The following is a 26,587-nucleotide window of genomic DNA, read 5'->3' as shown; positions in this document are numbered from 1 at the left end:
ATGTCCGTCCCCGCCGCTGTTCCGACGCGTTGGCAGTTCGACCTGACCTGGTCGTTGTTCGAGTATCACCTCGACCGGCTGGAACCGGCCGACTTCCTCTGGGAGCCGGCCGAGTGCTGCTGGACGATGCGCCGCGACGCGGACGGCACCTGGCGGCCGGACTGGGCCGACGCCGAGCCGGATCCGGTGCCCGCGCCCACGATCGCGTGGCTCACCTGGCACATCGGTTGGTGGTGGTCGGTCGCCGTCGACCACGTCCGGCAACGGCCGCCACGTCGGCGCGCGGACGTCGGGTGGCCGGGTCCGGGCGAGGAGACGATCTCCTGGCTGCGGAGCCTGCGCACGGAGTGGACGGTCGGCCTCGACCATCTCACCGGGGTCGACCGGGCGCGGCCGGTCGCGTTTCCCTGGCCGGCAGACGCCGGCCTCACGGTCGAGCACCTGGCCGGCTGGGTCAACGCCGAGCTGATGAAGAACGCCGCCGAGATCGGTCAGCTCCGGCTGCTCAGTGTGCTCCACCGAGGTTGAGGACCACCACGCCGGCGATGACCAGACCGGCCCCGACCACCTTCGTCACGCTCAGCGGCTCGCCCAGGAACGCCGCGCCGACCGCCATGATGGCGGCGGTGCCCAGCCCGGACCAGATCGCGTACGCGACTCCGACCGGGACGTCCCGCACCACGAGAGCGAGCAGCCCGAACGCGGCGAGGTAACACGCCACCAGGCCGACCGTCGGCCAGAGCCGGGTGAAGCCGTCGCTCGCCTTGAGCAGGCTGGTGCCGATCACCTCGGCCGTGATCGCGAGGGCAAGGAGCAGATACGCCATCTGCGGACCGTACCCGGGGTCCGGTCAGTTGCAGGCGGGCTCCCGGAGGGTGGCGCCGCCGCGGTCCTCGTAGCGCGCGGTGGATTCGCCGATCATGGAGTTGTGGCACCGGACGGAAGCCGCTAAGGCGACAACCTGGGCGCCACAACTCCATGATCGACGGAACGGTCGTCAGAGACCGGTCAGGAGACCGTGCAGGACTTTCCGTTCAGGGTGATCAGGGTGGGGTCGGGGTTGGGGGCGGTGGAACCGGTGCCGTTCAGGCCGAACGTGGTGGACGCGCCGGGGGCGAGCTTCGCGTTCCACGGCAGGTTCTTCGCGGTCACCGTGGCGCCGGCCTGGGCGACCTGCGCCGACCAGGCGTGGCTCACCTTCTGGTCGGCGAGGAACGCCCAGCGCAGGCTCCACCCGTTCACCGCCTTCGTGCCGGTGTTGCGCACCGTCACCTGGGTGGTGAAGCCGGTCGGCCAGCTCCCGTGGGTGGTGTAGGAGACCGCGCAGGTGGGTGCCGGCACGGCCGCCGCGTCACCCTGGTCGGCCAGGAACGAGGCGAGCCAGGCCAGCGCCGAGTTCCAGTTGATCGCCACCTCGTTGGTCGCGTACGAGTTGATGTTGTCGACGTAGCAGAACATCGGCGCGCAGCCGGCCAGCAGGTTCGCCGCGTACGGGTCCTGGAGCGCGGCGTTCGGGCCGCCGGCGAGCGAACCGGCCGGCGGGTTCGGCAGGGCCGGGTCCAACTGGTTGCCGAAGATCCGGCTGTGCTGGTTGTGCGCGTTCTGCTCGCCCCAACCGGTCACGTAGGACATGTTCAGCGCGTTGCGCCCGAACAGGTAGTCGGCGCTCTGCACGGCGCCGTCGCGGTACTTCGCGTCCCGGCTCAGGTCGAACGCGGTGGCCAGCACGATCGCGTTGTTCACCACGTTGCTGTTGCTGCCCCAGACGTACGCGTCGGCGGTGCCGGGCAGCGGCAGCCCGTACGCCTGGTCGGCGACGGTGGCCAGATAGCGGTCCGCGCCGGCGGTGACCGAGGCGCGGATGCGGGTCTTCTCCGCCGCCGGCAGCGTGTTCGGCACGGTGGCCAGGTCGAGCCGGCCCAGCGCGGCGACGCTCTGCCAGCTGAACGCGCCGTTCGCGGTGAACACGTCGGCGGTGTGCAGCGGCGAGCCGGTGACGTCGGCCAGGTAGGCCTTGTCGCCGGTGCTCAGCCACAGCTCGGCCGCCGCCCAGTAGAACTCGTCGCGGACGTCGGTGTCGTCGTACGCGCCGCCGCCGGTGCCGTCGCTGGCCGAGGCGTAGATCGCCGGGTGCGCCTTGGCCGCCGCGTACGCGGTCTTCGCGGCCGTGCCGCAGCGGGCCGCGTACGCGGCGTCGTACGGGGCGAACAGCCGCGCGCACTGGGCGGCGACGGCGGCCAGGTTGAGCGTGGCGGCGGTGGACGGCGGGTGCAGCTCGCGCGGCTGCGGGTCGTCCTGCGGGGCGAGCGGGAGGCCGGTCCAGTTCTGGTCGTGGATCTTGTGGTGGACCATCCCGGCCAGCGGCTTGCCGGCCGGCACCTGCATGCGCATCAGGAAGTCCAGCTCCCAGCGGGCCTCGTCGAGGACGTCCGGGACGGCGTTGCCGCGCTCGGGCACCCGCAGCGTGGCGTCGCCGAGGGCCGTGCCGCCGTCGGCGGTCTCCGCGGTCTTGGTCCGCTCGAACGCGTTCAGCAGCTGGTAGGTGGCGATGCCGCCGTTGACCACGTACTTGCCGTGGTCGCCGGCGTCGTACCAGCCGCCGCGTACGTCCAGCTTGTAGTCGCAGACGCCGGGCTGGCAGGGCACGTCGGTGTCGCCCTTGTTGGGGGCGACGTCGAGGTGGCCGGCGGGGCGGGCGTACTCGTCGCCGATCAGGTCGCCGTCGATCGCGATGCCGCTGCGCTGGGCGTAGAAGAACTGCATCGAGTCGGCGCGCAGCCGGTCGTAGAGCGTGCCGGAGATGTCGAACGGGTGGCTGGTCTCGCCGTCGACGGTCAGCGTGTAGCCGGCGCCGGGCGTGCGGTAGGCGGAGAAGTCGACGGTCTGCACGTTCTGCGCCGAGGCGTCGTCGACCCCGCGCGGCGCGGTCTCGCCGCTGGCCACCACGGCCCCGGCGGCCGACTTCAGCTGCCAGCGCAGCGCCTCGGTGGCGTCGGTGACGACGGTGGCGTGCTTCGGCCCGCCGGGCAGGTAGCCGACCTGGTTGACCCGGACCCGGGGCCCGGTGTCCGGCTCGTACGGCGGGGCCGCCTCGCCGCCGCGCAGCGAGACGTTGTCGAGGCAGAACGTCTGCGCCTGGGCGCTGCCACCGACCTGGAAGATCAGTTGGGCGCCGGCGTTGTCGGCCGGCGCGGTGAAGGTGGTGGTGACGTGCTTCGCGGCGGTGGTGGCGGTGGCGTCGACGCTCGCGTACGTCGTGTAGGGGGCGCTGCCGAGCTGGAGGACCGCCTTGAGGGCCGCGCCGGGGGTGGCGGAGACGTCGAAGGACAGCTCGTACTCGGCGCCGGAGATCAGCGGCACGGCGTCCTGGCCGATGCCGGCGTCCCACGGGTTCGCGGTGCCGGCGGCGACCGTGGTGCAGAGCCGGCCGTCGGTGACGGCCAGCTCGCCGGTGCCGTAGGAGAACCAGGGGGAGACACCGGCGCTGAAGTCGCCGTTGCGCAGTTGCTCGGGGGCGTCCGGGGGTACTTCGGCAAGGGCCGGACCGGCGGTCAGACCGGTGAGGGCCAGCGCGGCGGTCGCGGTGAGCGCGACCAGCCGACGACGGGATCGGGTCACGGAGGTTCCTTCCGTGCTCGGGGGAGGTGGAGGCAGCACCGGGAGCTGGGAGCGCTCCCAATATCAGGCCGATGTTTCCACCGCGTTCCGCCGCTGTCAATCGATCCGGTCCGATGGCGCTCCCGCGCCCGTGCGCAGGGGGATTCCGCGCGCCACGTACGATGATGGTGATCTCCTAGAGACAACCGAGTCCCCGACCTGGCAGGCTGCGTCCCATGACCCTGAAGCTTCGTTCCGTCGGAGCGAGCGACCGTGGGCTGATCCGCAGCGGCAACCAGGACGCGCAGCACGCCGGCCCCTGGCTGGTCGCGGTCGCCGACGGCATGGGCGGCATGGCGGCCGGCGACCTGGCCAGCCGCATCGCGATCGACGCGATCGCCCCGCTGGACGTGGAGACGCCGGAGGACGCCCTGGTCGCCGCGTTGCAGGGGGCCATCGAGCGGGCCACCGTGGGGATCCGCCAGGCGGTCGAGGAGGACCCGGAGCGCCAGGGCATGGGCACCACGCTGACCGCGCTGCTGTTCGCCCGCACCGGCAGTTGCCTGGCGCTGGCGCACGTCGGCGACTCCCGCGCCTACCTGTTCCGCGAGGGCGTGCTCAAGCAGGTCACCCGCGACGACACCTTCGTCCAGATGCTCGTCGACCAGGGCCTCATCACCCCCGACCAGGCGAGCAGCCACCCCCGCCGGGCCGTGGTCACCCAGGCGTTGCAGGGCGACCAGGTGTCGCCGGCGTACGCGACCATGGTGCCCCGGGCCGGCGACCGCTGGCTGCTGTGCAGCGACGGCCTCTCCAACGTGGTCCGCGCCGACACCCTCACCGAGGTGCTCGGCGAGCGCCTGGAACGGGACGCCTGCGCGGCCCGGCTCATCGACCTCGCGCTGCGGGCCGGCGGCCCGGACAACGTCACCGTCGTCATCGCCGACGTCGTCGACGAGTGAGCCGCGCGGCTCAGCGTCGCCGCGGGCTGGCCCGGCGCGTCGGCTCGGCCGTGGTCGGGTCCTCCGGCCACGGGTGACGCGGGTAGCGCCCGCGCAGCTCCGCCCGCACCTGCGGGTAGCCACCGCGCCAGAACGACGCCAGGTCGGCGGTGACCGCCACCGGTCGCCCGGCGGGGGAGAGCAGGTGCAGCAGCACCGGCACCCGCCCGTCGGCGATCCGCGGCACGTCCCGCCAGCCGAACGTCTCCTGGAGCTTCACCGCGAGCACCGGGGCCGCCGGGTCGCCGTAGTCCACCCGGACCCGTGAGCCGCTCGGCACCGCCAGCCGCTCCGGCGCCAACTCGTCGAGCCGCGCCGCCTGCCGCCAGTCGAGCAGCCGGCGCAACGCCGAGGCCACGTCCACCCGGGCCAGGTCGGCCCGGCGGCGGGCCCGACCCAGCTCCGGGCCGAGCCAGCCGGGCGCGGCGTCGAGCAGCGCGGGGTCGGACACGTCCGGCCAGTCGTCGCCGAGCGCCTGCCGGCAGAAGGCCAGCCGGCGGCGCAGCGCGGTCGCCTCCGGCGTCCAGCGCAGCAGCCCCGTACCCTCCTGCCGCAGCCCGTCGAGCACCGCCGCGGCGACCAGCTCCCGGTCCGGCGCGGCGAGCGGCCGGTCGAGAAGCACGACGGCGCCGAGGCGGACCACCTCCCGGGCCACCACGTCCCCGCCGGACCAGGCCACCTCCCGCCCGTCACGCAGCAGCGCCGCGCCGGCCTCGCGCGCGGTGGCCTCGTCGACCGGCGCGGCCAGCCGCACCCGGGCGGCCGGCGCGCCCGGGGAGCGGTCGGCCACCGCGACGGCCAGCCACGTCGACCCGACCAGCCCCGACCCGGCCGCCAGCTCCGCCTCGGTCCCGCCCGCCATGAGGTACGCCGACCCGCCGGCCCGCCGCACCCGGGCCAGCCGTTCCGGGTACGCCAACCCGGCCAGCAGCCCCGCGGCCAGATCGTCGGGCAGCCGCCCCGGCCCACCGCCGGCCTCGTCCGCACCTCGTCCGCGCCGACCGCCGGTCCTCCCGGTGGCGGGCTGCGGTCGGCCGTCGGCCGTCCCGGCGGGCTGCTCCGGCTGGTCGGCGGTCCGCTGCGGTCGGTCGTCGGCGGGCAGGGCCGCGCGCAGGCGGCGTACCTCGGCACGCCAGCGCCCGGTGGCGGCCGGGTCGGTGGCGGCGCGCAGCCGCCGCCACCGGGCCGGCAGGTCGTCCCCGGCGCCGCCCAGCGTCTCCTCGGCGAGCATCGCCACCACCTCGGCGGCCCGGTCCACGCCCACCCGCGACGCGCCGTCGAGAAGCGCCCGGGCCAGCCGGGGATGGGCACCGACCGCCGCGATCGCGCGGCCCCGCGCGGTGACCCGGCCGTCGGCGTCGACCGCGCCGAGCGTGGTCAGCGTCTCCCGGGCGACGGTCAGCGCGGCCGTGGGCGGCGGGTCGGGCAGGGCCAGGCCGGTGCCGTCGGGTACGCCCCAGGTGGCCAACTCCAGCGCGAACCCGGTCAGGTCGGCGGTGGCGATCTCCGGCTCGGGCTGCCCGGCGAGCCGGGCGTGTGATGCCTCCGACCAGCAGCGGTACACCGTGCCCGGCGCCTCCCGCCCGGCCCGGCCGGCCCGCTGGGTCGCCGCCGCCCGGGACACCGGCACGGTGACCAGCGCGCCCAGTCCGCGGGCCAGGTCGGTACGCGGAACCCGGCTCAGCCCGGCGTCCACCACCACCCGTACCCCGGGCACGGTCAGGCTGCTCTCCGCCACCGCGGTGGCGAGCACGACCCGCCGCCGGGTCCCGACCCCGCCGGCTTGCGGGCTGCCGGTTCCCGCGTCGGTGGCAGGCGCTCCGCTCGCGGCCAGCGCGGCGTCCTGGGCGGTCGCGGAGAGCCGACCGTGCAGCGGCAGCACCGCGACGGTGTCGCGCAGGTCCGCCAGCCGCCCGGCGACAGCCGCGATCTCACCGGCACCGGGCAGGAAGACCAGCACGTCGCCGGCGCGTTCGCGCAGCGCCCGGCGGACCGTGGCGGCCACGTGGTCCAGCAGCGCCGGGTCCACCCGGCCGCCGCCCGCCGGGACGACCGGGCGCGGTGGCGGCGCCCACACCCGCTCGACCGGGTGCAGGGCGGCCTCGGCCCGCACGATCGGCGCGGGCTCGTCGCCGCCGAGCAGCGCGGCGAACCGGTCCGCCTGCGGGGTCGCCGACATCGCGAGCAGCCAGAGGTCGGGACGCAGGGTGGCGCGGGCCTCCACACTGAACGCCAGTGCCAGATCGGCGTCGAGCTGCCGCTCGTGGCACTCGTCGAGCAGGATCGCGCCCACCCCGGGCAGCTCCGGGTCGTGGTGCAGCCGGCGTACCAGCAGACCGGTGGTGACCACCTCGACCCGGGTACGCGGCCCGCCGCGCCGCTCGCCGCGCACCGCGTAGCCGATCCGTTCCCCGACCCGTTCACCGAGCAGGGCGGCCATCCGGTGCGCGGCGGCGCGGGCGGCCACCCGCCGGGGCTGGGCGATCACCACCCGCCCGGCGACCGCGTCGGCGACGGCGAGCGGCGCGGTGGTGGTCTTGCCGGTCCCGGGCGGCGCCACCAGCACGCCGACGCCTCGCTGCCGCAGCGCGGCGACCAGCGTGGGCAGCACCGGCCGGACCGGCAGGTCGAGGGAGACGTCAGCGAGCACGCCCCCACTCTCGCACCCGCCCCGGACGCAAGGCCGGGCCCCCTTTTAACGCTTCCGGTAGAGGCGGGGCCCCTTGTTAACACCCGCCTCCGGCGCGGCGGCTGCCTCATCGGCTTCGCGGAAGCCCGCCGACGGGCCTGGCCGCGTTAAGCGGGGGCCCCGCCTTTCCTCCGTGCGCGCGGAAGGGCCCGGGCGGCGCATCGCCGCCCGGGCCCTTCGGCCTACCCCTAGTACGTTCCGTCGAGCTGACCGCGCAGCTTGGTCAGCGCCCGGGCCAGCAGCCGGGACACGTGCATCTGCGAGACGCCGATCTGCTCGGCGATCTGCGACTGGGTCAGGTTGCCGTAGAAGCGCAGCGTGAGGATCCGCTGCTCGCGCTGGTCGAGCGTGGCGAGCGCCGGGCCGAGGGCGACCCGCATCTCGGCCAGCTCGAACTCGCCGTCCTCGCCGCCGAGCAGGTCGCCCAGCTCGGTGGCGCGCTCACCGTCCCCGGTCGGGGTGGACAGCGACACCGCGTTGTAGGCGCGGGCACCCTCCAGGCCCTCCAGCACCTCTTCCTCGGTGACCTTGAGGTGGGCGGCGATGTCGGCGACCGTCGGCGAGCGGCCGAGCGTCTGGAGCAGGGTGCTGTTGGCGTCGGAGATCGCCAGGCGCAGCTCCTGGAGCCGGCGCGGCACCCGGATGTCCCAGGTGCGGTCGCGGAAGTGTCGCTTGAGCTCGCCGATGATGGTCGGGATGGCGTAGCCGGCGAAGTCGACGCCGCGGGACGGGTCGAACTTGTCGATCGCCTTGATCAGGCCGATCGCGGCGGTCTGCACCAGGTCGTCGTTGGGCTCGCCGCGACCGCTGTAACGGTGGGCGAGGTGGTTGGCCAGCGGCAGCCAGGCCTCGATGGCGCGGTCGCGCAGGGCGGCCCGCGAGGGGTGGTTCGCCGGCAGCGCGGCCATCGCGTCGAGCAGGTTGGCGGCGCTGTCGGTGAGCGAGCGGGGGTCGAGCTTCGCGGAGCCGGCCGGCCGGGTTGTCGCCGGGGCGCTCGTCGTGTGGGCGGTCATGGTGGTCCTCCCTGCACCTCGTCCGCGGAGAAAAAAGAAGAGACGCTGTGGTTTAGGTTTAACTGGTCCGTTCGGGAGCAACCGTAGCCTGATTGGCCAACAAAAATCCAGCCGAAAGTACGATGTACTTAAGGTGTATCGGGGTAGGAAAGTTCCGGATCGGGGCAAAGCCGGCGTGGAGTGTCCGCCGATCGGTCAAGGAAGAACCCGACAGTAAGGGGGACACTGTCGTCTTTCTGTCGTTGTCCCGCCGACGAGACCGCCCGTAGCGTCCCTAGGGACACTACGGAGGCACCGTGCTGGATCCCGCCGCGCCGCAACTCGTCATCAACGCCCGGACGCTGCTGTTCAGCTGGCTCCCGGCGGACCCCGACGCGGCCGAGGCGCTGGTTCCCGCCGCCCTCCGGCCGCACCCGGAGCGGCAGGTCTTCCTCAACCAGTACGTGGTCGACGACGAGACGCAGACCTCCGGCTTCGGCGCCTACTCGCTGACCTACCTGGGTGTCTCACTGGCGGGCATGGAGCCACCGGACCGGGAGACCCCGGGTGGGTGGTGGACGCACTACCTGGCGTCCAGCACCCGGGTCCGGCAGTACGCCGCCGCGCGCGGCGCCCCGGCCCAGGAGGGGGTCACCCAGATCGAGCTGCGGGGCGGGCGTCTCACCGCCGAGACCTGGGCCGACGGTCGGCCGCTGATCCGGGTCACCGCCCGGGTCGGGCACACCGGCACCGAGGCGCACAGCGGCCACCACCGCTACCTCACCCGCCGCGACGGGGAACTGATCGTCACCGACTATCCGTACGTGGCCGAGCCGGTCTCGCCGTTCGAGGTGGAGTCGGTGGAGTTCCTGGCGCCCGAGCACCCGGTCTACGCGCTGCGCCCGGCGAACCCGCTGCACGTGTGCTGGGGGTTCTACTCACCGCGGGTCTCCTTCGCGTACCCGGCCCGCCCGAGCCCGCTGGACGAGCCGGTGCCGGTTCACCAGGTGCCGGCGCGCCGGGCCCGCAGCGGCCTGCCGTCCGGGTCGTAGACCAGCCGGTACGCCGGCAGCGCCCAGACCCGCGTACGCCAGGGCAGTCGCTCGGGCCGGTGCGGCCGCAACCGGCCGGGCGGCCGGGGACCGACGCGGCCGCCGGCGTGCCAGCGGTCCAGTTCCTCCGCCGCCGCGTCGATCGCCGCCACCGCGTCCGCCGGGTCCAGCAGGTCGTCGTCCTGCGTGCCGTCCGGGTCGCGGTCCAGGTGCTCGCGCCACAGCCGCAACCGCAGGTCCCGGGCGAAGGCGCGGGCGCCGTCGCCCAGCCCGGCGGGGTCGGTGGGGGCCCGCTCGTCGCGGGTGTCGTCCAGGACGGCGCAGGACAGTTCGCTGTCGTGGGTCCAGGACCGGCGGTTGAAGTTGTCGCTGCCTACGCTGGCCCAGACGTCGTCGACCACGCAGGCCTTGGCGTGCACGTAGACCGGGGTGCCCTCGTGGTTCTCCACGTCGAACACGTGCACCCGGTCCGGCGCGGCCCGGCGGCAGAGCGAGAGCGCCTGCTCCCGGCCCACCATGTTCGGCGGCAGCGCCAGCTTGCCGTCCACGTCCGGGTGCCGGGGCACCACCGCCACCAGGTGCAGCTCCGGGTGCTCGCGCAGCGCCTGGGCGAACAGCTCGGCCACCTCGGTGGACCAGAGGTACTGGTCCTCCAGGTAGATCAGCCGCCGGGCCCGGCGGACCGCCTTGGTGTAGCCGCGGGCCACGGTGCGCTCGCCGTCCGGGGCGAAGGAGTAGCGCGGGCGGACCGCCGGGTAGGTGCGCAGCACCTGCACGTGGTGCGGGCCGAGCGGCGGCGGGTCGGCCGGCTGCTTGGGCAGCGGGTCCGGCGTGAGGTCCGAGCCGCGCAGCCGGTCCCGCAGGTAGGCCAGCGGGTTCTCCGAGTCCAGCGGCATCGGGTCGGTCCACCGCTCACGGAACGTGGTGTCGAGCGCGCCGACCACCGGGCCACGCAGCGCGAGCTGCACGTCGTGCCAGGGCGGGTTCGGGCCGTACTTGGGGGACATGCCCACCGGCTGCGGATCGCCGGCGTGGCTGGCGTCGTCGCGGCGGCTGTGACACAGGTCGATGCCGCCGGCGAACGCGACGTCCCGGCTCGGATCGTCGGGGTGGCGCAGCACCACCAGCTTCTGGTGGTGCGAGCCGCCGCGCCGGACCCGCTGGTCCATCAGCACCTCACCGCCGGCCGCGCGGAGCGTCTCGCTGAGGTCGCGGTTCTCCGCCTCGCTGTAGGAGAGGGTGTCGAGGTGGGAGCGCCAGAGCAGCCCCTTGACGATCACCCCGCGCTGGGCGGCCCGCGCGAAGAGTTGGGCCACCGTCGGCCCGTCCGGGCGCATCAGCTCGTCCGGGTCGCCCCGCCAGTCGGTGAAGAACAGGTGGTCACCGGCGCGCAGCGCCTCCACCTCGCTGACCAGCCGGTCAAAGTACGCGCTGCCGTGAATCAGCGGCTCGACGAGGTTTCCATCGGTCCAGACGGGTAACTCAGACCCCGGGTTGGCGCGTTCCTGTGCGGTGAGAAACCAGTCCCGCAAGGTCACGTTTCCATCCTCCCGAGGTCGACGACGTCCTCACACGGTAGGACCCCCGGTCGGGCCCCGCACCACGACACAGCAGGTCGGCGGCGGTGGGACGTGCCTGGGGTACCCCGGACCCCTGGACCGCGAAACTCAAGGAGGCACCGACATGCCCGCCGAGACGACGAACACCGTGACCGACGACCGCGACCAGGCGGTGGAGGGGGAGCGGGGTGCGCTGGTGGCGGTCCTGTTGATGGTGATCCTCGGGGTGGCCGGGATCTTCGCCGTCTCCTGAGCCGCCCGGGCGCCCCGGCGAACCGGAGCGCCCGCGCGTCCGCACCGGGTCAGGGGCGGTCGCCCTGGCCGTCGCTGTGCGGCACCCGCCCGCTCGGGATCACCCCGAGCCGGCCGGCCTGGAAGTCCTCGACCGCCTGGATCAGCTCGGCCCGGGTGTTCATCACGAACGGGCCGTAGTGTGCCACCGGCTCGCGGATCGGCTGCCCGCCCATCAGGTAGAGCTCCAGCGCCGGGGTGTTGCCGTCCTGCGCCCGGTCGGCGGTGATCCGCAGCGCGTCGCCCGGCCCGTGCACGGCGAGCTGGCCGAGCCGGATCGGCTGCCGGTCGGTGCCCACCGTGCCCCGGCCGGCGAGCACGTAGACCAGGGCGTTGAAGTCGGCCCGCCAGGGCAGGCTCAGCTCCGCGCCGGGCTGCAGCGTCACGTGCGCGATGGTGATCGGGGTGTGGGTCGAGCCCGGACCCGGGTGACCGGCGATCTCGCCGGCGATCACCCGGATCAGGCCACCGCCGTCCGGCGTGGTCAGCAGCGCCGACTCCCGGCCGCGGATGTCCTGGTAGCGCGGCGGGCTCATCTTGGCCACCCGGGGCAGGTTGACCCAGAGCTGCAGGCCGTGGAACAGGCCACCGCTCATCACCAGGTGCTCCGGCGGCGCCTCGATGTGCAGCAGGCCGCTGCCGGCCGTCATCCACTGGGTGTCGCCGTCGGTGATGGTGCCGCCGCCTCCGGTCGAGTCCTGGTGGTCCATGATCCCGTCGATCATGTAGGTCACCGTCTCGAAGCCCCGGTGCGGGTGCCACGAGGTGCCCTTCGGCTCGCCCGGCGCGTAGTCCACCTCGCCCATCTGGTCGAGGTGGATGAACGGGTCGAGATCGGTCATCGAGACCCCGGCGAAGGCCCGGCGCACCGGGAAACCCTCGCCCTCGTAGCCGCTCGGCGCGGTGGTGACCCGGCGGACCGGGCGGTAGGTGGTGGACTCGTCGAGCTTCGGCAGGCGGGGCAGGACGAGGACGTCGTCGACGGTGATCGCGGGCATCGCGGTCTCCTTACTTGTCGGCCGGGGTGGACGACGCGGTCCGGTCGGCGCGCAGGCGCCGGCCGAGCCGCTCGAAGACCCGGGTGAGGCAGGCGACCTCGGCGTCGTCGAGATCGTCGATCAGGTGGGTGCGCACGGAGCGCCGGTGGTGCGGCGCGGCCTCGCGCAGGGCCAGCAGCCCGGCCGCGGTGAGCACGGCCTCGCTGCCGCGTCGGTCCGCCGGGCAGGACTCCTTGGCCACCAGGCCGCGCTTCTGCATCGTGGTGATCTGGTAGGTCAGCCGGCTCGGGGAGAACACCAGCCGGTCGGCCAGCTCACCCATGCGCAGCCGCTGCCCGGGCGCCTCGGAGAGCAGCACCAGCACGTGGTAGTCGGCGAAGCTCAGGTCGCTGTCCGCGCGCAGGTCGTCCTCCAGTTGGGTGAACAGCCGCTGGCTCGACTCGATGTAGGCGCGCCAGCAAGCCGTCCGCTCCGCGTCCAGGCTCTCCGTCATGCCGCAAGAGTAGCACTACTTAAAATTTAAACAAGTCCCCCTACCGGCCGATGCTCATGCTTGATGGCATGCGGCAGGCCGCCTCGTTGAAATCTGAAGCGAAAGGCTGGTCGTGATGTGACGAAGCCGACGTCGGTGGGGCGGTAACCGCAAGATCGACGAGGTGGGGGCGGTGGGGGAGGACGGGTGGTTAGGGTCGGGGGATGGACGATCTCGACGTGCTGGACTGGCGGGAGCGGGTGGCCGGGCTCTACCTGTCCGACCTCGACCTCGGTGGGTTTCGCGCCGCGCGGGACGCGCTGTTCGGCAGCCACCCGAGCAGTCCGGTGCCGGCGGCCGACCGGGCCGGCTTCACCGGGCTGCGCTGGTATCCACCCGACCCGGCGGCAGTGGTCGAGGCGCCGCTGCGGCCGGCCTCGGGCGAGCTGAGCATCGACACCGGGGGACCGGACGGGGTGGTCGACTACCGCCGGGTGGCGGTCGCCGAGACGCCCTGGGGGCCGCTCACGCTCTGGTGGATCGACGCGTACGGGGGTGGGCTGTTCGTGCCGCTGCGCGACGCCAGCTGCGGGGACGGCTCGTACGGCGGGGGGCGCTACCTCACCGACACGGTGAAGGGCACCTTCGGTCGGGGCGTGACGGTGCTGCCCGGGAACCGGGTCCGGCTGGACGCGAACTACCTCTACAACCCCAGTTGCGCCTACGACGACCGGTGGGCCTGCCCGCTCGCCCCGCCGGAGAACCGGGTGGACGTGCCGCTGCGCGCCGGCGAGCGGGCCTGGCACGCCTGACACGGACGGGAGGGCCCCGGGCGGGACCCTCCCTCGTGTCGACGCCGGCCGCCTCAGCGGGCGGTGGCGCCGGTGGGCGTCAGGTGCATCCGGCCGAGCATCTGCCGGGCCTGTTCCGCCAGTTCCGCGTCCACGGTGACCGCGTACTGGCCGGCCCGCAACGAGCTGGCCGAGGTGAAGTCGCGCTGCCCGCCGCTCATCGCGTGCGCGACCGCGCCGAACACGGCACCCCAGATCGCACCGATCACCAGGCCGACCAGGATCACCGCCAGCCAGTTGCCGGCCGTGAAGATGCCGAAGAGCAACCCGATGAACAGGCCGAACCAGGCGCCGGTGCCCGCGCCCAACAGGGCCGCCCGGCCGGTGGTCAACCGCCCCATCACCGTCTCCACCAAGGTGAGGTCGGTGCCGATGATGGACGTCCGTTCCACCGGGAACCGGTTGTCGGCCAGATAGTCCACCACGCGCTGGGCGGACGGATAGTCCGGGTACGAGCCGATCGTGACGGTCGGCGTGCCGGCCTGCGGCCCGTGCCCGTCCCCGCTCGGCGGCATCGGACGACCGCCCGGGCCGGACGGGAGGTTGTCGCTGCCCGGCATCCCGGGTCGCCAGGCCGCGGTCGGAGTCGAGGGTCTGGTCATGAGCATCCTCCTTCGTCAACCCGCCGCGTTCCCGTCGTCGGCGAGCGGTAACGCGGCAGTCGGCGCCGATCCGGCCAGGCATGGCGACGCCCTGTCCGGGTAGCCACCACCGTGCGGACCGGACGGATCAGCGAGCACGGCTTCCTCGCCGACGGGCGCAGCGCCGCCCTGGTGGACACCGCCGGCGCGGTGAACTGGTGGTGCCCGGCCCGGTTCGACGGGCCGTCGGTCTTCGGGCGGCTGCTCGACGACGACGCGGGGCACTGGGCGATCCACCCCGAGGGCGAGTTCACCAGCACCCGGTCCTACCTGGACGACGCGCTGGTGCTGCGTACCGTCTTCGCCACCGCGACCGGGACGGTGGCCGTCACCGACGCGCTGGCGCTGGAGCCCGGCGCGCGCGGCCACGACATCGGCCTGCGCTCACCCCGGGTGCTGGCCCGGGTGGTCCAGGGCCTCACCGGCGAGGTGCCGATGCGGGTGCACTACGCCCCCCGCTTCGAGTACGGGCGGGTCGGCGCCTATCTCACCGAACACGACGGGGTGATCGGCGCCACCGCCGGCGCCTGCCGGCTGGAGCTGCGCAGCGACGTCCCGCTGGCGTTCGCCGACGGCGCCGCCGCGGGGCGGTTCACCGCCCGCGCCGGCAGCGCCCACCACTTCACCCTCGGGTACGCCCCGACGTACGCCGGCGCCGCGCCGGTGCTGCCCGACGCCGCCGACGTGGTGGCCGGCACGGTCGCCGGCTGGCGCTCCTGGGCGGACCTGCACGAATACCGTGGTGAGTACCGCGACCTGGTCCGGCGCAGCGCGCTCGTGGTGCAGGGGATGACCTACGGGCCGAGCGGGGCGGTCGTCGCGGCGGCCACCACCGCGCTGCCGGAACAGCTCGGCGGGGACCGCAACTACGACTACCGGTTCGTCTGGCTGCGCGACTTCAGCCTGACCCTGCAGGCGCTCTGGCGGGCCGCCTGCCCGGACGAGGCGGACCGGCAGTTCACCTGGGTGGCCCGGGCGATGGGCCGGCTCGGCGACGCGCCCGCCCCGATCATGTACGGGGTCGAGGGGGAGCGGGACCTCACCGAGCACGACCTCGACCACCTCGCCGGGTACGCCGGCAGCCGGCCGGTGCTGGTCGGCAACGACGCCTGGCGGCAGCGGCAGAACGACGTGCTGGGCGAGGTGCTCGACGCGGCCTGGCTGATGCGGCACTACCTGGACCCGATGTCGCCGGACGTGCGCCACCTGCTGGGCACGCTCGCCGACCAGGCGATGCGCGACTGGCACCGGCCCGACTCCGGGATGTGGGAGGCACGCGACGCCGAGCGGCACTACGTGTCGTCGAAGGTGCAGTGCTGGACCGCGCTGGACCGGGCGGTCCGCTTCGGCCCGCGGATCGGCGACCCGGCCGACGTGGCCCGCTGGGCGGCCGCCCGCGACGAGGTCCGGGCGGCGGTGCTCAGCCGGGGCTGGAACGAGCGGGTCGGCGCGTTCACCGGGGCGTTCGACTCCGACGACCTGGACGCCTCGGTGCTGATCATGCCGCTGGTCGGCTTCCTGCCCGCCGACGACCCGCGGATGCGCGCCACCATGGAGGTGGTCGAGCGGGAGCTGTCCCGCGACGGGCTGCTGCGGCGCTGGGACGGCGACCCGGCGGGCTTCGTGATCTGTTCGTTCTGGTTGGCCGGCTGCCTGGCCGAGGCCGGTGAGCTGGACCGGGCCCGGCGGATGTTCGAGCGGCTCGCCGCCCGAACCAACGACCTCGGCCTCTACGCGGAGCAGATCGACCAGGCCACCGGCGAGCAGCTGGGCAACTTTCCGCAGGCCTTCTCGCACATCGGCCTGATCAACACCGCCGGCCGGATAACCGACGCCGCCGCGCGGTTCGCGCACGACCGACCGGCCGTGCCGACCGGCGCGGTCCGCACGGAGGGAGCAACCGGATGACCGGACGGCTGGCGGGGAAGACCGCCCTGATCACGGGCTCGGACTCGGGTATCGGCCAGGCCACCGCCATCGAGTTCGGCCGGGAGGGCGCCGACGTGGTGGTGCACTACCTGCACGACCACGCCGGGGCGAACCACACCCGGGCCGAGATCGAGGCGGCCGGCTCGCGGGCCGTGGTGGTGCAGGGCGACATCAGCGTCGAGCACCAGGTGGAGGCGATGTTCGACGAGGCGCTCGCCGAGTTCGACCGGCTGGACGTGCTGATGAACGACGCCGGGGTGGACGCCTCCGGCATCCCGGTGGCCGACCTGGACACCGAGACGTGGGACCGGTGCATCCGGACCAACCTCTACGGCATGTTCTTCTGCTGCCGGCGGTTCGTCCGGCACCGCCGGGACGTCGGGGGCGGCGGCAAGATCATCAACATCACGTCGATCCACCAGGAGGTGGCCCGGGCCGGCGGCGCGGACTACGACTCCAGCAAGGGCGGCATGCTGGAGTTGGCCAAGAGCCTGGCCCTGGAGGTCGCCCCGATGCGGATGAACGTGAACAACATCGGGCCCGGCATGGTGCTCACCCCGTTCAACCAGGAGGCGATCGACAACCCGGACTACCTCCACGAGCAGGTGCAGAGCATCCCGTGGAAGCGGGCCGCGGAGCCGGCCGAGATCGCCAAGCTCGCCGTCTTCCTGGCCAGCGCGGACGCCGACTACGTGACCGGGTCGACCTACTTCATGGACGGCGGCCTGATGCAGAACCAGGGCCAGGGCGCCTGAGCGGCGCCGCCGCGCCGGGTGCGGGAGGATGGCGCGGTGGAGCTGGTCATCATGGCGGACACCCACGTGCCGAAGCGGGCCCGGGACCTGCCGCCGCCGCTGTGGGCGGCGGTGGAGGCCGCCGACGTCGTGCTGCACGCCGGCGACTGGGTGGACGTGCCGCTGCTGGACGCCCTGGAGGCGCGCTCGCGCCGGCTGGTCGGGGTGTACGGCAACAACGACGGGCCGGCCCTGCGCGCCCGGCTGCCCGAGGTGGCCCGGGTCGAGCTGGCCGGGCTGCGGGTGGCGGTGGTGCACGAGACCGGCCCGAAGACCCGCCGCGAGGAGCGCTGCGCCACCGCGTACGGCGACACCGACCTGCTGGTCTTCGGGCACTCGCACATCCCGTGGGACAGCGTCGCGCCCGGCGGGCTGCGGCTGCTCAACCCCGGTTCACCCACCGACCGGCGGGCCCAGCCGCACGCGACGTACCTGACCGCCCGGGTGGCGGCGGGGCGGCTCGACCGGGTCGAGCTGCACCGCCTGCCCCCGCGCTGACGGCGCGTTCAGCGCCCCCGGCCGGTCTCCGCCTGGAGCTCGTCGATGCGGCGGGACGCCTCGGCCTTGGTCAAGCCGTCCGGCACCGTCTCACCCGCCTCCTGGGCGAGGGTGTGCAGGTAGGACTCCTGAGCCGCGGTCGGCGGCTCGTCGCCGGTCACCCAGTCGTCCGGGTCCTTGACGGCGGCGTCCGGGTTCACGTTGCTGTTGTCGTTGGCGCGGTCGGCCATGCTGATCACCTCTCCTCGAACAGGTGTGCCAGTACCCCCGCGCCGACGGGTTCATGCCGGCCGGCACCTACGATCGACCGATGACAGCGGACCGGGCGGGTGTGGTGGTGGTCGGCGCGGGAATCGCCGGGGTGGCGTGCGCGACCGAGCTGGCCCGGGCCGGCATCCCGGTCGAGGTGCGCGAGCGCGCCCGGGTGACCGGCGGGCGGATGGCCAGCAAGCGCTTCGACGGCCGCCCCGCCGACCTGGGCGCCGCCTACTTCACCGTGGACGACCCGGACTTCGCCGCGGTGGTGGCGGACTGGCAGGCCGCCGGGCTGGCCCGGGAGTGGACCGACTCGCTCGTCGCGTACGGGCCGCGGGGGCGGGAACAGGTGCGCGGGCCGGTGCGCTGGGCCGCCCCGCGCGGGCTTCGCTCACTCGTGGAGCACCTGGCCGAAGGCCTGCCGGTGACGCACGACCGGCTGGTCATGACCGTCGAGCCGGGGCCCCGGGTGGACGGGCGGGCGGCCGAGGCGGTGGTGCTCGCCATGCCCGGCCCGCAGGCCGCCCTGCTGCTGGACCCGGCGCTGGCCGAGGCCACCCGCGCGGTGGCGGCCCAACGGTGGGTTTCCACGCTGTCCGCGGTGCTGCACTTCCCGGCCCGCCGCTGGCCCGACTTCCGGGGGGCGTTCGTCAACGACCACCCGGTGCTGAGCCTGGTCTGCGACGACGGCGACCGCCGCGGGGACGGCGCCCCGGTGCTGGTCGCCCACACCACGCCGCAGTTCGCCGCCGGCCACCTGCTCCAACCCACCGGGGCCCGGCCGGAGATCGAGCAGGCCGTCCGGGACCTGCTCGGCCTGAGCGAACCGGCCGCGACGACCCACGTGCACCGCTGGACGTACGCCCGGCCGACCATGGTCGGCGAGGGCGGCACCTACCACCTGGACGACGACGGGATCGGCCTGGCCGGCGACGCGTTCGGCCGCCCGCGGGTGCAGAGCGCCTGGCGCTCCGGCCACGACCTGGGCCGCGCCCTCGCCGCCCGACTGGCCGGCGTCTGAGCCGGCCGGGTCAGCCGGCCGGGACCGGCTGTTCCGCCCGGCCCCGCTCCGAGCTGTCCCGGGTGCGTTCGCCGGCCCGGTCCAGCAGCTGCATGATCGGGGTCGCGGCGATCCCGTGCGCCACCACCGAGACCACCACCACCAGGCCGACGGTGGCCCACAGCAGCTCGGCCTGCGGGAAGTCGGTCTTGCTGGTGGCGTAGGCGAGGTAGTAGAACGACCCGACGCCGCGGATGCCGAACAACGAGATCACCCAGTGCTCGGACGCGCGGCCCGGGGCGCCGCGCAGCGACAGCCAGCCGACCAGCGGCCGGATCACCAGCACCAGCGCCAGGCCGACCAGCGCCGCCGGCCAGGTCAGCGGCACCAACAGGCCGCCGATCACCGCACCGCCGAACAACAGCAGCAGCAGCACGGTGAGCAGGCGCTCCACCTGCTCGGCGAAGTCGTGCAGCACGGAGTGGAACTCGTGGGTGCGCTCGGCGGCCCGGATCGCCCGGGCGGCCACGAAGACGGCCAGGAAGCCGTACCCGCCGATCACCTCGACCAGCCCGTACGCGAGGAACGTCGCGGCCAGCGCGAGGAAGCCCTCGGAGTGCTTGGCCAGCCGCAGCGCGCTCGGCGCCCGGAAGAACAGCTTGCCGAGCAGCCAGCCGACGAGCAGGCCGCCGCCCACGCCGGCGGCGAGCTTGTAGACCACGTCGACGGCCAGCCACTCGCCGAGCCAGTCCGACGGGGCGAGGCTGGTGCTGGCGATGGCGATGGCGGCGTAGACGAACGGGAAGGCCAGCCCGTCGTTCAGGCCGGCCTCCGAGGTGAGCGCGAAGCGGACCTCGTCCTCCGAGTCCTCCGCGTCGGTCGGCTCGCCCACCTGCACGTCGGAGGCGAGCACCGGGTCGGTCGGGGCGAGCGCGGCGCCCAGCAGCAACGCCGCCGCCGGCACCAGACCGGCCCACCACCAGCCGAGCAGCGCCACCGCGGCGATGCACAGCGGCATGGCGATGGCCAGCAGCCGCCAGGTGGACGACCAGCGGGCCCAGCTCAACGGCCGGTCGATCTTCAGCCCGGCGCCCATCAGGGCCACGATCACCCCGACCTCGGTGAGGTGGGTGGTCAGCTCCGGCGAGCGCAGCGGATCCGGCGTCGGCAGGCCGGTCGGCAGCGCGAAGACCAGCATGCCGAGACCGAGGAACGCGATCGGCATGGACAGCGGCCGCTTCTCCAGCACCCGGGGCAGGATTCCCGCCAGCAGCGCACCGACGCCCAACAGAGCGAACGCGACATCGACCGGTTCCACGACCCCACCCTTCCGCCGCCCGTCGGCCGGGCGGAGGTGCTCAGCAGTGCCCCGAACCGGTGCCGACTAAGCCTTTCGACGCAGCCAGGTTGACCGGCTACTCAGCCGAGGGCGCCGATCGCGCTCTCCGACAGGGCGTCCAGCAGCTCGGCCGGGTCCTCGTACACCGCCACCGCGCCGGCGCCCGCCAACTCGGCCCGGCCGGTGCCGCCGCAGGTCAGCCCGATGCACGGGATGTCCAGCTTGCCGGCGGCGGCCACGTCCCAGACCGAGTCGCCGACGAAGACCACCCGCTCGGCGGCCAGGCCCGACTGCTCCAGCGCGGCGGCCAGGATGTCCGGCGCGGGCTTGCTCTCCTGCGCGTCGGCGGAGGAGGTGACGGTGTCGATCACGTCGTCGGCGTCCAGCACGGCCCGCAGCGCGGTCACCTCGTGCTCGGCCGCCGAGGTGGCCAGCACCACCCGCAGGCCGCGCTCCGCGCAGGCGTACAGCAGTTCCCGGGCGCGGGGCAGCGGGGCGAGCCGCTCCCAGTACTCGGCGTAGAGGGCGTCGTGGGCGTCCCGCAGGCGCCCGTCGGCGTCGGTGTCCCGCTCGGCGCCGAGCAGGTGGTCCAGGAGCTTGTCCGACCCCATGCCGATGGACCGGTGGATCCGCGCCATCGGCACCCGGTGGTCGCCCTGGCGCAGCGCCTCCCACCAGGCCACCGTGTGCAGGTAGGTGGAGTCGACCAGGGTGCCGTCCACGTCGAAGAGGACGCCGTGTCGCGTGTCGTCGGCCATGGCTGCCTCCTACCCTGGTCGGCCGCCGCCGACTCCCGGCTCACCCGGCGGGAATGAGGATCTCGAACCAGACCGTCGAGCCACGTACCGTCGGATCGGTGCCCCAGGCGTCGCTGAGCTCCTCGATCAGGCCGAGCCCCCGGCCCCGGCTGCTCAGCGTGTCGGTCTGGGCCCGGGTGACCTGCCCCCGGGTGCCCGAGTCGGCGACCGAGACGAGCAGCCGCTCGGCGCTCAGGTCCACCTCGACCCGGGCGGCGGTGCCGGCGTGCAGCAGGGCGTTGGTGGTCAGCTCGCTGGTGCAGAGCACCGCGGCGCCGACCACCGCGTCGGGCACCTGCCACTCGGTGAGCTGGGCGGTCATCCAGTGCCGGACCCGGCTCGGCGCGGTCGGCTCGGCCGGCACCTCCATGCCGGCCGACCGGCTGGGCCGGACCGCGTGCTCCACCGCCAGCACGGCCACGTCGTCCTCGGTGGCACCCGGCACGGCGGCGGTCGCGACCGCACACAGCGCCCGGGGATCGCCGCCGCTCGCGGCGCTCACCGCCGCGCCCAGCCCGGCCAGCCCGGCGGCCAGGTCCTGCCAGCGCCGCTCCACCACGCCGTCGCTGTAGAGCAGCAGCGTGTCGCCGGGGCGGAACGGCACGGTGACCGTGCGCTGCCGGCCGCCGAGGCCCAGCGGAGGGCCGGGCGGCACGTCGACGAACTCCGCGGCCGCGCCGTCACCGGCCCGGCCGCGCCGGATCAGCGGCGCGGGATGGCCGGCGCTGGCCAGCGTGACCAGCTCCCGGTCGACGTCGACCACGCCGAACACCACGGTGACGAACAGCTCGTGCGTGCCGCCCTCGGTGCCGAGGCTGGCCACCAGCCGGTCCAGGCCACCGAGCACCGCGTCCGGCCGGGGGTCGGACAGGGCGAGCGCGCGCAGCGCGGCGCGGACCTGGCCCATCCGGGCGGCGGCCTGTACGTCGTGGCCGGCCACGTCGCCGAGCACCACGCCGAGCGCACCGGTGGGCAGCAGGAACGCGTCGTAGAAGTCGCCACCGGCGGCGTTGCCGTCGACGCCCGGGTCGTAGCGGGCGGCGATGCGCAATCGGGGCAGGTCCGGCAGCCGCTCCGGCAGCATGCTGCGTTGCAGCAACTGGGCGGTGCCGTGCTGGGTCTCGAACCGGCGGGCCCGCTCGGCGGCCTGGCCGATCAGCTCGGCGGACGCGGCGAGCAACGCCCGTTCCGCCGGTGACCAGGGACGCGGCGACTGGTAGCCGACGGTGAGCGAGCCCCGCACGACGGTCGAGCGCAGCGGTAACGCGGCCAGCGCGCGGATCTTCTCGTCGTGCCGGTCCGCCGCGACCTCGCGCAGCGGCTGCCCGTCGGCGACGAACGAGGGTACGCCGCTGCGGGCGGTCACCACCGCCGGCAGCGCCACGTCGGCGGCCATCCGGCGCCACAGCGGTGGCAGCCGCTCGTCGGCCTCGTCCAGCAACTCGCCGCGGATCCGGCGGACCAGCCGCCACGCCGTCCCCTCGTCCACCACGAACGAGACCCGGTCGGCGTCGAACGAGTGCAGGCAGTAGCGCAGGGTCACCCGGGCCACGTCGTCCAGGGTGAGGGTGCCGGAGAGCGCCGCGGCGAAGTCACTCAGGCTCTGCAACTGCCGGGTCAGCTGGGTGGTCTGCGCGGAGACGGTGAGCACGCCGACGATGCGGCCGGTGGAGTCGCGCACCGGGGAGTGGCCGCGGGTGAACACCGCCGGCTCGGCCTGCCGGTCGGCCGGCAGCACCGCCTCCCGCTCCAGGAAGGGCTCGCCCAGCCGGTAGACCCGCTCCAGCGCCTCGCCCGCGCCGGCCTCCCGCCACACCTCGGCGAACACCTCCGCCGCCGGGCGGCCCAGCGCGCCCGGGTGCCGGTCGCCGATCAGTTCGGCGTAGCCGTCGTTGTAGAGCAGGGTCAGGTCGTCGCCGAGGAGCAGGGCCATCGGTACGGGGGAGGACAGCACCACGTCCGCCACCGCGCGTACCGCCGGGTCCCAGCTCTGCGGGTCGCCCAGCGGCGTGCCGGCCCACGGGTGGGCGGTCGCTCCCGGAGTGGGGGCGGACGGCGTGGGAATCCGACCGACGGTGCCTGGCATGACCGCAGCCTAACCGGAGCGTGGCCGGCGGGTTCCGATCATGCGTCCGTGACCGGGCCCGCTGCCCGGAGGCGGGGACATCAGGGCAGGTCAGGGCCCATTCGATCGGTCATGTCGGGAAATTGCCCCCGGTCCGGTCCGCGTGCTGCCGGAAGCACCGGGTATGCGGGCGGCGCAGTTCACGCGACAGGAGGGACATCATGCCGAAAACCCTCGCGGTCGGGCAGGTCGACATCAGTGCGGCCTGGACCGACTTCTGGAGGTCGGTGCTGCTCTTCGTACCGAGGGCCATCGCGTTCATCGCGATCCTCGTGGTGGGTTGGCTCATCGCCCGAGCCGTCCTCAAAATCGTGGACGCGGCACTGGAACGGGTCGGGTTCGACCGCGCCGTGGAACGCGGCGGGATCAAACGCGCCCTCGAACGCACCAAGTACGACGCCAGCGACATCCTGGCCAGACTGGCCTACTACGCGGTCCTGCTGTTCACCCTGCAGTTCGCCTTCGGGGTGTGGGGACCCAACGCGATCAGCGACCTGATCCGTGGGGTGGTGTCCTGGCTGCCACGCGCCTTCGTGGCGATCGTCATCGTGGTGATCGCGGCCGCCATCGCCAACGCTGTCCGACAGTTGGTGTCCGGCGCGCTCGGCGGGCTCTCGTACGGCCGGGTGCTGGCCGACGTGGTGGCCTTCTTCATCCTGGCGCTCGGTGTCATCGCCGCGCTGAACCAGGTGGGCATCGCCACCACGGTGACCACGCCGGTGCTGATCGCGTTCCTCGCCACCGTGGCGGGAATCCTGATCGTCGGTGTCGGCGGTGGTCTGATCAAGCCGATGCAGAACCGCTGGGACGGCTGGCTGGACCGGGTCGCGGAGGAGTCCCGGGCGTTCCAGCAGCAGCGGCAGGCGCAGCAGGTCGGCCGCGGCGACTACGAGCGGCGGATGGCCGACCGGGGCGGACAGCCCGCGCCGGCGACGCCGCAGTCGTCGATGTCCGGTGCGGGCACCTACCGCTCGGGCGAGATGGGCGACGAGACGCAGCAGTTCCGCCGGCCCAACGGCTGACGGTGAACGGGTGACGGGGTGTCCGCGGGGCGATCGCGGGCACCCCGCGCCGTGTCTCAGGCCAGGTGGCGTGGGTCGAGGGCGCGGGCCAGCAGGCACACCGCGAGCAGTCGGGTGAGCAGCCAGTCCGCCGCCGCCCAGTCGACCGGGCCGGTGGGGGGCGCCCAGCCGTGCTCCGACGCGGCGTCGCGCAGGCCTTCGGCGTACCCCGCGAGGGCCGCCACGGTCAGCGGCCGGCGGTCGCCGCGCAGGCTGTCGCGGATCCCCGCGGCGTGCTGGTCGACCGCGGCGAGCAGCCCGGGGTTCGCCGCGGCGGCGGCGAGGCCGGCGGTGCCGACGGCGGTGGTGAGCGTGGTGAGGGTCGACCGCGTGACCACCGTTGCGGACGGGGTCGCGACCCGGTTGTTCGGCACGCGCATGAGGACCGAGGCTAGACCCGGGCGGACCCGGGCGGCCTCGGCCGACCGGACGATGGCCGGATCGTCCGGGCGTGCCGGCGGCGTCGGTCGCCGGGATTGAGCCGCCCGCGGCGGGGCAGAAGGGAACCACGCAGACGGCGCAGACGAGTCCGCGGAGGCACACGATGGCACGACAGGACGACGGGCCGGACCGGGCGCACCGTCGCCCGGACGGGGTGAGTGACGCCACGGTCGAGGCGGTGGGCAAGCTCGGCGAGGCCCTGGAGTGTGTCGAGCGGGCCCGCGGTCACCTCTACGAGCTGCACCAGCTGATCGGCCACGCCGACCTGACGTTGGACGAGGCGGTGGAGTTGTTCCGCGCGGCCGGCCACCCGGGGATCGCCGAGCGGATCGACCGCGACCTGTTGGGCCGCAACGTCGTCGCCGGGCGGTGGACCTTCCAGCTCGTCGAGGAGTTCGACGACGGCTACTACGCGCTCTTCCGGGAGATGGACCGGCGGGCCCGCGACGAGGTGGTCGGGGGCCGCCGGCACCTCTACGAGGCGGAGATGAAGGAGCGACGTCGCAGCCGGGGCCGGCCGGGGCACGAGGCGCGCCCCGCCGAGCGGTGATCAGTCGGAGGAGCGGGCCTGGGCCGGGCGCCGCCGGGCGCCGTCGTCGGCGATGATCACGGTGGCCACCATCAGTGCCACCACCACGCTGAACAGCCAGGAGCTGTCGTCGCTGAACTTCGCTGCCACGGGGGCCTGGACGGCGGCGAGCAGGAAGCCCAGCCAGGCGAGGCGGCGCTGACGAGTGGAGAGGAAAGAGGAACCCTGATCCATCCCGAAAGTCTTACGCGCAACCGGATGTATGCCGTCAGCCGTTCGGCCGATTCTGGATGGGCTGTCCGATTTCCCGCCCAGCCGTACCGCATTTTTTGTCGTCTCGGCTGATGCGCCGGGTCACGTTCCGGGCACCTCGCGGTGCCCGGAACCCGGGTGTCTCACATGCTGTCCGGCCCCGTGCGGCCGGTCGTCGACGGCCGGTACGCCCGGTCCGCGTCGGTCATCTCCCGGCGTTCGGCCTCCGGGCCGGCACCCCGGTCCACCGCCTCCGGCCCGTGGCCGAACGCGGCCTCCTCGCCGGCGTCGTTGCCGGTGACGTCGTCCGCCTGGCCGTCCAGGGTCGACCGGGCGATCGCCCGGTCCAGCTCGTGCAGGGGAGTGCGGTCCTCGTCGCGCCACACGTGGCTGTCGTTGTCGGTCATTCCCCTGCGGTACCCGGGCCGGATGATCGCAAACGGCCGGGGGCAGGCTCAGGGGGTCGGCCGGTCGACGGAACCGCGCCAGGCGCCGGTCTCCTGACCGCGCCGCTCGATGAACTGCTTGAACCGCTCCAGGTCGCCCTTGGCCCGGCGGTCGACCACGCCCAGCTTGTCGCCGGCCTGTTCGACCACGCCGTGCGGCTCGAACTCCATCTGCAGGGTGACCCGGGTGTGCCCCTCGTCGAGGCGGTGGAACGTCACCACACCGGCCTGCTCGGTGCCTCCGGTGGAACGCCAGGCCACCCGCTCGTCCGGGATCTGCTCGGTGATCTCCGCGTCGAACTCGCGCTTCACGCCCGCGATCTCCACGGTCCAGTGCGTCATCCGGTCGGAGAGCTGCCGAACCTCCTGCACGCCCTCCATGAAGTGCGGGAACTCCTCGAACTGGGTCCACTGGTCGTACGCGGTCCGGATCGGGACGTCCACGTCCACGTGCTCCATGACGCCGCTCATGTCGGGGTTCCTCCTGTTCCGCCGGTGTGCTGCCGCGAACCGTGGGCCGCTCCGCTCACCAGCGCGTCGTCTCGTTCCGGTGCCCGAGGGCGGCCCACACCTCGGAAACCGTCTGGTAGCGGGCACCCTCCGGCAGGCCCTCCAGAGCGGCGACGATGTCCGCCGGCGCCTCGTTCTCCCGCGCGTTGGCCACCAGCGCGTCCCGGTCGCCGGGCAGGGCGGTCATCGTGATGAACCGGCCGAGGCGGCTGCGCGCCTCCACGTCCTCCGAACTCATCCCCTGCGGCGAACCGGTGCGCAGCTCGCCGGCCGGCGCCGTGGTGGCCTCGGGCTGGTCCTCACCGGCCGGCTCGGGCTGGCGGAACTCGTCGACCCGGGAGCCACCGGCGCCCGGGCCCTGGACCAGGCCGCTGACCTCGCTGCTCATCTGGTCGTCGACCCTGGGCGAGTGCTTGCTGCTGCCACGTTCCATGCCTGGGGAGATGCCCCGGGGAACCGCCGGTAAAC

At 74.1% G+C, this 26,587-nt stretch carries 28 protein-coding genes; 11 read left to right on the top strand and 17 right to left on the bottom strand.

Annotated features, from left to right (window positions below):
• Positions 1–528 (top strand): DinB family protein, encoded by a 528-nt coding sequence (locus GA0070213_RS21415; protein ID WP_091067595.1) that lies wholly within the window; start codon positions 1–3, stop codon positions 526–528.
• Here GA0070213_RS21415 and GA0070213_RS21410 read toward each other — a convergent pair.
• The gene (locus GA0070213_RS21410) at positions 506–826 is read right to left on the bottom strand and encodes a DMT family transporter (protein WP_091067592.1); all 321 of its coding nucleotides are present in this window, start codon (positions 824–826) and stop codon (positions 506–508) included. The two genes, GA0070213_RS21415 and GA0070213_RS21410, sit on opposite strands and share 23 nt — an antisense overlap.
• Positions 827–1,008: 182 nt before the next feature.
• A complete protein-coding gene (locus GA0070213_RS21405; protein ID WP_091067588.1) occupies positions 1,009–3,618 on the bottom strand; it encodes a glycoside hydrolase family 9 protein in 2,610 nt (869 codons plus the stop codon).
• 215 nt (positions 3,619–3,833) lie between these two features.
• On the opposite strand from GA0070213_RS21405, the gene GA0070213_RS21400 reads away from it, so the two are divergent.
• Positions 3,834–4,559: a PP2C family protein-serine/threonine phosphatase gene (locus GA0070213_RS21400; protein WP_091067584.1), complete on the top strand. Its 726-nt coding sequence runs from the start codon at positions 3,834–3,836 to the stop codon at positions 4,557–4,559.
• Between the two features lie 10 nt (positions 4,560–4,569).
• On the opposite strand, the gene GA0070213_RS21395 is transcribed toward GA0070213_RS21400, so the two are convergent.
• Both GA0070213_RS21395 and GA0070213_RS21390 read right to left on the bottom strand, forming a co-directional pair.
• Positions 4,570–7,248 carry an ATP-dependent RNA helicase gene (locus tag GA0070213_RS21395; protein ID WP_091067582.1) on the bottom strand — a complete coding sequence of 893 codons (2,679 nt, stop codon included), beginning with the start codon at positions 7,246–7,248 and terminating at the stop codon, positions 4,570–4,572.
• Positions 7,249–7,475: 227 nt separating this feature from the next.
• Positions 7,476–8,300 (bottom strand): SigB/SigF/SigG family RNA polymerase sigma factor, encoded by an 825-nt coding sequence (locus tag GA0070213_RS21390; RefSeq protein WP_091067579.1) that lies wholly within the window; start codon positions 8,298–8,300, stop codon positions 7,476–7,478.
• A gap of 296 nt (positions 8,301–8,596) precedes the next feature.
• On the opposite strand from GA0070213_RS21390, the gene GA0070213_RS21385 reads away from it, so the two are divergent.
• Positions 8,597–9,331 (top strand): hypothetical protein, encoded by a 735-nt coding sequence (locus GA0070213_RS21385; protein WP_091067576.1) that lies wholly within the window; start codon positions 8,597–8,599, stop codon positions 9,329–9,331.
• On the opposite strand, the gene GA0070213_RS21380 is transcribed toward GA0070213_RS21385, so the two are convergent.
• Positions 9,280–10,869: a phospholipase D family protein gene (locus GA0070213_RS21380; RefSeq protein ID WP_091067572.1), complete on the bottom strand. Its 1,590-nt coding sequence runs from the start codon at positions 10,867–10,869 to the stop codon at positions 9,280–9,282. The two genes, GA0070213_RS21385 and GA0070213_RS21380, sit on opposite strands and share 52 nt — an antisense overlap.
• 145 nt (positions 10,870–11,014) lie before the next feature.
• On the opposite strand from GA0070213_RS21380, the gene GA0070213_RS32565 reads away from it, so the two are divergent.
• The gene (locus tag GA0070213_RS32565) at positions 11,015–11,143 is read left to right on the top strand and encodes a hypothetical protein (protein ID WP_255292629.1); all 129 of its coding nucleotides are present in this window, start codon (positions 11,015–11,017) and stop codon (positions 11,141–11,143) included.
• Positions 11,144–11,192: 49 nt separating this feature from the next.
• Here GA0070213_RS32565 and GA0070213_RS21375 read toward each other — a convergent pair whose 3' ends face one another.
• Both GA0070213_RS21375 and GA0070213_RS21370 read right to left on the bottom strand, forming a co-directional pair.
• Entirely contained in the window at positions 11,193–12,179 is a 987-nt protein-coding gene (locus GA0070213_RS21375) for a pirin family protein (protein ID WP_091067568.1), read from the bottom strand.
• 10 nt (positions 12,180–12,189) lie between these two features.
• Complete coding sequence (locus tag GA0070213_RS21370) at positions 12,190–12,672, bottom strand: MarR family winged helix-turn-helix transcriptional regulator (protein ID WP_091067565.1); 483 nt, start codon at positions 12,670–12,672, stop codon at positions 12,190–12,192.
• Between the two features lie 203 nt (positions 12,673–12,875).
• Here GA0070213_RS21370 and GA0070213_RS21365 point away from each other — a divergent pair, with 203 nt between their 5' ends.
• On the top strand, positions 12,876–13,463 hold the full coding sequence (locus tag GA0070213_RS21365) for a DUF1684 domain-containing protein (RefSeq protein ID WP_091067563.1): 588 nt from the start codon (positions 12,876–12,878) through the stop codon (positions 13,461–13,463).
• 53 nt (positions 13,464–13,516) lie between these two features.
• Here the strand turns inward: GA0070213_RS21365 and GA0070213_RS21360 are convergent, their stop codons facing one another.
• On the bottom strand, positions 13,517–14,104 hold the full coding sequence (locus tag GA0070213_RS21360; RefSeq protein WP_091067698.1) for a general stress protein: 588 nt from the start codon (positions 14,102–14,104) through the stop codon (positions 13,517–13,519).
• A gap of 111 nt (positions 14,105–14,215) precedes the next feature.
• On the opposite strand from GA0070213_RS21360, the gene GA0070213_RS21355 reads away from it, so the two are divergent.
• Genes GA0070213_RS21355 through GA0070213_RS21345 form a run of 3 tightly spaced genes read left to right on the top strand, consistent with a single transcriptional unit; the run spans position 14,216 to position 17,364 of the window.
• The gene (locus GA0070213_RS21355; RefSeq protein WP_091067560.1) at positions 14,216–16,051 is read left to right on the top strand and encodes a glycoside hydrolase family 15 protein; all 1,836 of its coding nucleotides are present in this window, start codon (positions 14,216–14,218) and stop codon (positions 16,049–16,051) included.
• Positions 16,048–16,827 carry an SDR family oxidoreductase gene (locus GA0070213_RS21350; protein ID WP_091067556.1) on the top strand — a complete coding sequence of 260 codons (780 nt, stop codon included), beginning with the start codon at positions 16,048–16,050 and terminating at the stop codon, positions 16,825–16,827. Before GA0070213_RS21355 ends, GA0070213_RS21350 begins: the two co-directional genes overlap by 4 nt.
• Before the next feature lie 36 nt (positions 16,828–16,863).
• On the top strand, positions 16,864–17,364 hold the full coding sequence (locus GA0070213_RS21345; RefSeq protein WP_091067552.1) for a metallophosphoesterase family protein: 501 nt from the start codon (positions 16,864–16,866) through the stop codon (positions 17,362–17,364).
• 8 nt (positions 17,365–17,372) lie between these two features.
• On the opposite strand, the gene GA0070213_RS21340 is transcribed toward GA0070213_RS21345, so the two are convergent.
• On the bottom strand, positions 17,373–17,594 hold the full coding sequence (locus GA0070213_RS21340) for a DUF3072 domain-containing protein (RefSeq protein ID WP_091067695.1): 222 nt from the start codon (positions 17,592–17,594) through the stop codon (positions 17,373–17,375).
• 80 nt (positions 17,595–17,674) lie between these two features.
• On the opposite strand from GA0070213_RS21340, the gene GA0070213_RS21335 reads away from it, so the two are divergent.
• Complete coding sequence (locus tag GA0070213_RS21335) at positions 17,675–18,640, top strand: NAD(P)/FAD-dependent oxidoreductase (protein ID WP_091067691.1); 966 nt, start codon at positions 17,675–17,677, stop codon at positions 18,638–18,640.
• Positions 18,641–18,650: 10 nt separating this feature from the next.
• Here GA0070213_RS21335 and GA0070213_RS21330 read toward each other — a convergent pair whose 3' ends face one another.
• From GA0070213_RS21330 to GA0070213_RS21320, 3 genes are all read right to left on the bottom strand, one after another.
• Positions 18,651–19,937, bottom strand: a complete 1,287-nt coding sequence (locus GA0070213_RS21330) for a cation:proton antiporter (RefSeq protein ID WP_091067548.1) — start codon at positions 19,935–19,937, stop codon at positions 18,651–18,653.
• A gap of 101 nt (positions 19,938–20,038) precedes the next feature.
• Positions 20,039–20,716, bottom strand: coding sequence for an HAD family hydrolase (locus GA0070213_RS21325; protein ID WP_091067545.1), 678 nt, complete (start codon positions 20,714–20,716; stop codon positions 20,039–20,041).
• 40 nt (positions 20,717–20,756) lie between these two features.
• Positions 20,757–22,841, bottom strand: coding sequence for an ATP-binding SpoIIE family protein phosphatase (locus GA0070213_RS21320; protein WP_091067542.1), 2,085 nt, complete (start codon positions 22,839–22,841; stop codon positions 20,757–20,759).
• Between the two features lie 200 nt (positions 22,842–23,041).
• On the opposite strand from GA0070213_RS21320, the gene GA0070213_RS21315 reads away from it, so the two are divergent.
• Complete coding sequence (locus GA0070213_RS21315) at positions 23,042–23,902, top strand: mechanosensitive ion channel family protein (protein WP_091067540.1); 861 nt, start codon at positions 23,042–23,044, stop codon at positions 23,900–23,902.
• Positions 23,903–23,958: 56 nt separating this feature from the next.
• Here the strand turns inward: GA0070213_RS21315 and GA0070213_RS21310 are convergent, their stop codons facing one another.
• The gene (locus GA0070213_RS21310) at positions 23,959–24,321 is read right to left on the bottom strand and encodes a DUF6401 family natural product biosynthesis protein (protein WP_091067535.1); all 363 of its coding nucleotides are present in this window, start codon (positions 24,319–24,321) and stop codon (positions 23,959–23,961) included.
• Positions 24,322–24,485: 164 nt separating this feature from the next.
• Between GA0070213_RS21310 and GA0070213_RS21305 the strand changes: the two genes are divergently transcribed.
• A complete protein-coding gene (locus tag GA0070213_RS21305) occupies positions 24,486–24,932 on the top strand; it encodes a hypothetical protein (RefSeq protein WP_091067532.1) in 447 nt (148 codons plus the stop codon).
• On the opposite strand, the gene GA0070213_RS21300 is transcribed toward GA0070213_RS21305, so the two are convergent.
• The 4 genes from GA0070213_RS21300 to GA0070213_RS21285 form a co-directional block, all read right to left on the bottom strand.
• Complete coding sequence (locus tag GA0070213_RS21300) at positions 24,933–25,145, bottom strand: hypothetical protein (protein WP_091067529.1); 213 nt, start codon at positions 25,143–25,145, stop codon at positions 24,933–24,935.
• Positions 25,146–25,306: 161 nt separating this feature from the next.
• Complete coding sequence (locus GA0070213_RS21295) at positions 25,307–25,570, bottom strand: hypothetical protein (RefSeq protein WP_091067527.1); 264 nt, start codon at positions 25,568–25,570, stop codon at positions 25,307–25,309.
• A 48-nt stretch (positions 25,571–25,618) separates the two neighbouring features.
• On the bottom strand, positions 25,619–26,080 hold the full coding sequence (locus GA0070213_RS21290; RefSeq protein ID WP_091067523.1) for an SRPBCC family protein: 462 nt from the start codon (positions 26,078–26,080) through the stop codon (positions 25,619–25,621).
• 55 nt (positions 26,081–26,135) lie between these two features.
• Entirely contained in the window at positions 26,136–26,552 is a 417-nt protein-coding gene (locus GA0070213_RS21285) for a DUF2795 domain-containing protein (protein ID WP_091067520.1), read from the bottom strand.
• Between the last annotated feature and the right edge of the window lie 35 nt (positions 26,553–26,587).

Origin of the sequence: Micromonospora humi, assembly GCF_900090105.1 — a bacterium.
Lineage (GTDB): Bacteria > Actinomycetota > Actinomycetes > Mycobacteriales > Micromonosporaceae > Micromonospora > Micromonospora humi.
Note: the sequence above shows the minus strand (reverse complement) of the source record. Positions and strands in the feature narration are given on the sequence as shown.

Coding starts and splice junctions, on each gene's coding strand:
- GA0070213_RS21415 (WP_091067595.1), top strand. CDS start 1: ATGTCCGTCCCCGCCGCTGTTCCGACGCGTTGGCAGTTCGACCTGACC.
- GA0070213_RS21410 (WP_091067592.1), bottom strand. CDS start 826: ATGGCGTATCTGCTCCTTGCCCTCGCGATCACGGCCGAGGTGATCGGC.
- GA0070213_RS21400 (WP_091067584.1), top strand. CDS start 3,834: ATGACCCTGAAGCTTCGTTCCGTCGGAGCGAGCGACCGTGGGCTGATC.
- GA0070213_RS21390 (WP_091067579.1), bottom strand. CDS start 8,300: ATGACCGCCCACACGACGAGCGCCCCGGCGACAACCCGGCCGGCCGGC.
- GA0070213_RS32565 (WP_255292629.1), top strand. CDS start 11,015: ATGCCCGCCGAGACGACGAACACCGTGACCGACGACCGCGACCAGGCG.
- GA0070213_RS21375 (WP_091067568.1), bottom strand. CDS start 12,179: ATGCCCGCGATCACCGTCGACGACGTCCTCGTCCTGCCCCGCCTGCCG.
- GA0070213_RS21370 (WP_091067565.1), bottom strand. CDS start 12,672: ATGACGGAGAGCCTGGACGCGGAGCGGACGGCTTGCTGGCGCGCCTAC.
- GA0070213_RS21365 (WP_091067563.1), top strand. CDS start 12,876: ATGGACGATCTCGACGTGCTGGACTGGCGGGAGCGGGTGGCCGGGCTC.
- GA0070213_RS21360 (WP_091067698.1), bottom strand. CDS start 14,104: ATGACCAGACCCTCGACTCCGACCGCGGCCTGGCGACCCGGGATGCCG.
- GA0070213_RS21350 (WP_091067556.1), top strand. CDS start 16,048: ATGACCGGACGGCTGGCGGGGAAGACCGCCCTGATCACGGGCTCGGAC.
- GA0070213_RS21340 (WP_091067695.1), bottom strand. CDS start 17,594: ATGGCCGACCGCGCCAACGACAACAGCAACGTGAACCCGGACGCCGCC.
- GA0070213_RS21335 (WP_091067691.1), top strand. CDS start 17,675: ATGACAGCGGACCGGGCGGGTGTGGTGGTGGTCGGCGCGGGAATCGCC.
- GA0070213_RS21325 (WP_091067545.1), bottom strand. CDS start 20,716: ATGGCCGACGACACGCGACACGGCGTCCTCTTCGACGTGGACGGCACC.
- GA0070213_RS21320 (WP_091067542.1), bottom strand. CDS start 22,841: ATGCCAGGCACCGTCGGTCGGATTCCCACGCCGTCCGCCCCCACTCCG.
- GA0070213_RS21315 (WP_091067540.1), top strand. CDS start 23,042: ATGCCGAAAACCCTCGCGGTCGGGCAGGTCGACATCAGTGCGGCCTGG.
- GA0070213_RS21310 (WP_091067535.1), bottom strand. CDS start 24,321: ATGCGCGTGCCGAACAACCGGGTCGCGACCCCGTCCGCAACGGTGGTC.
- GA0070213_RS21305 (WP_091067532.1), top strand. CDS start 24,486: ATGGCACGACAGGACGACGGGCCGGACCGGGCGCACCGTCGCCCGGAC.
- GA0070213_RS21300 (WP_091067529.1), bottom strand. CDS start 25,145: ATGGATCAGGGTTCCTCTTTCCTCTCCACTCGTCAGCGCCGCCTCGCC.
- GA0070213_RS21295 (WP_091067527.1), bottom strand. CDS start 25,570: ATGACCGACAACGACAGCCACGTGTGGCGCGACGAGGACCGCACTCCC.
- GA0070213_RS21290 (WP_091067523.1), bottom strand. CDS start 26,080: ATGAGCGGCGTCATGGAGCACGTGGACGTGGACGTCCCGATCCGGACC.
- GA0070213_RS21285 (WP_091067520.1), bottom strand. CDS start 26,552: ATGGAACGTGGCAGCAGCAAGCACTCGCCCAGGGTCGACGACCAGATG.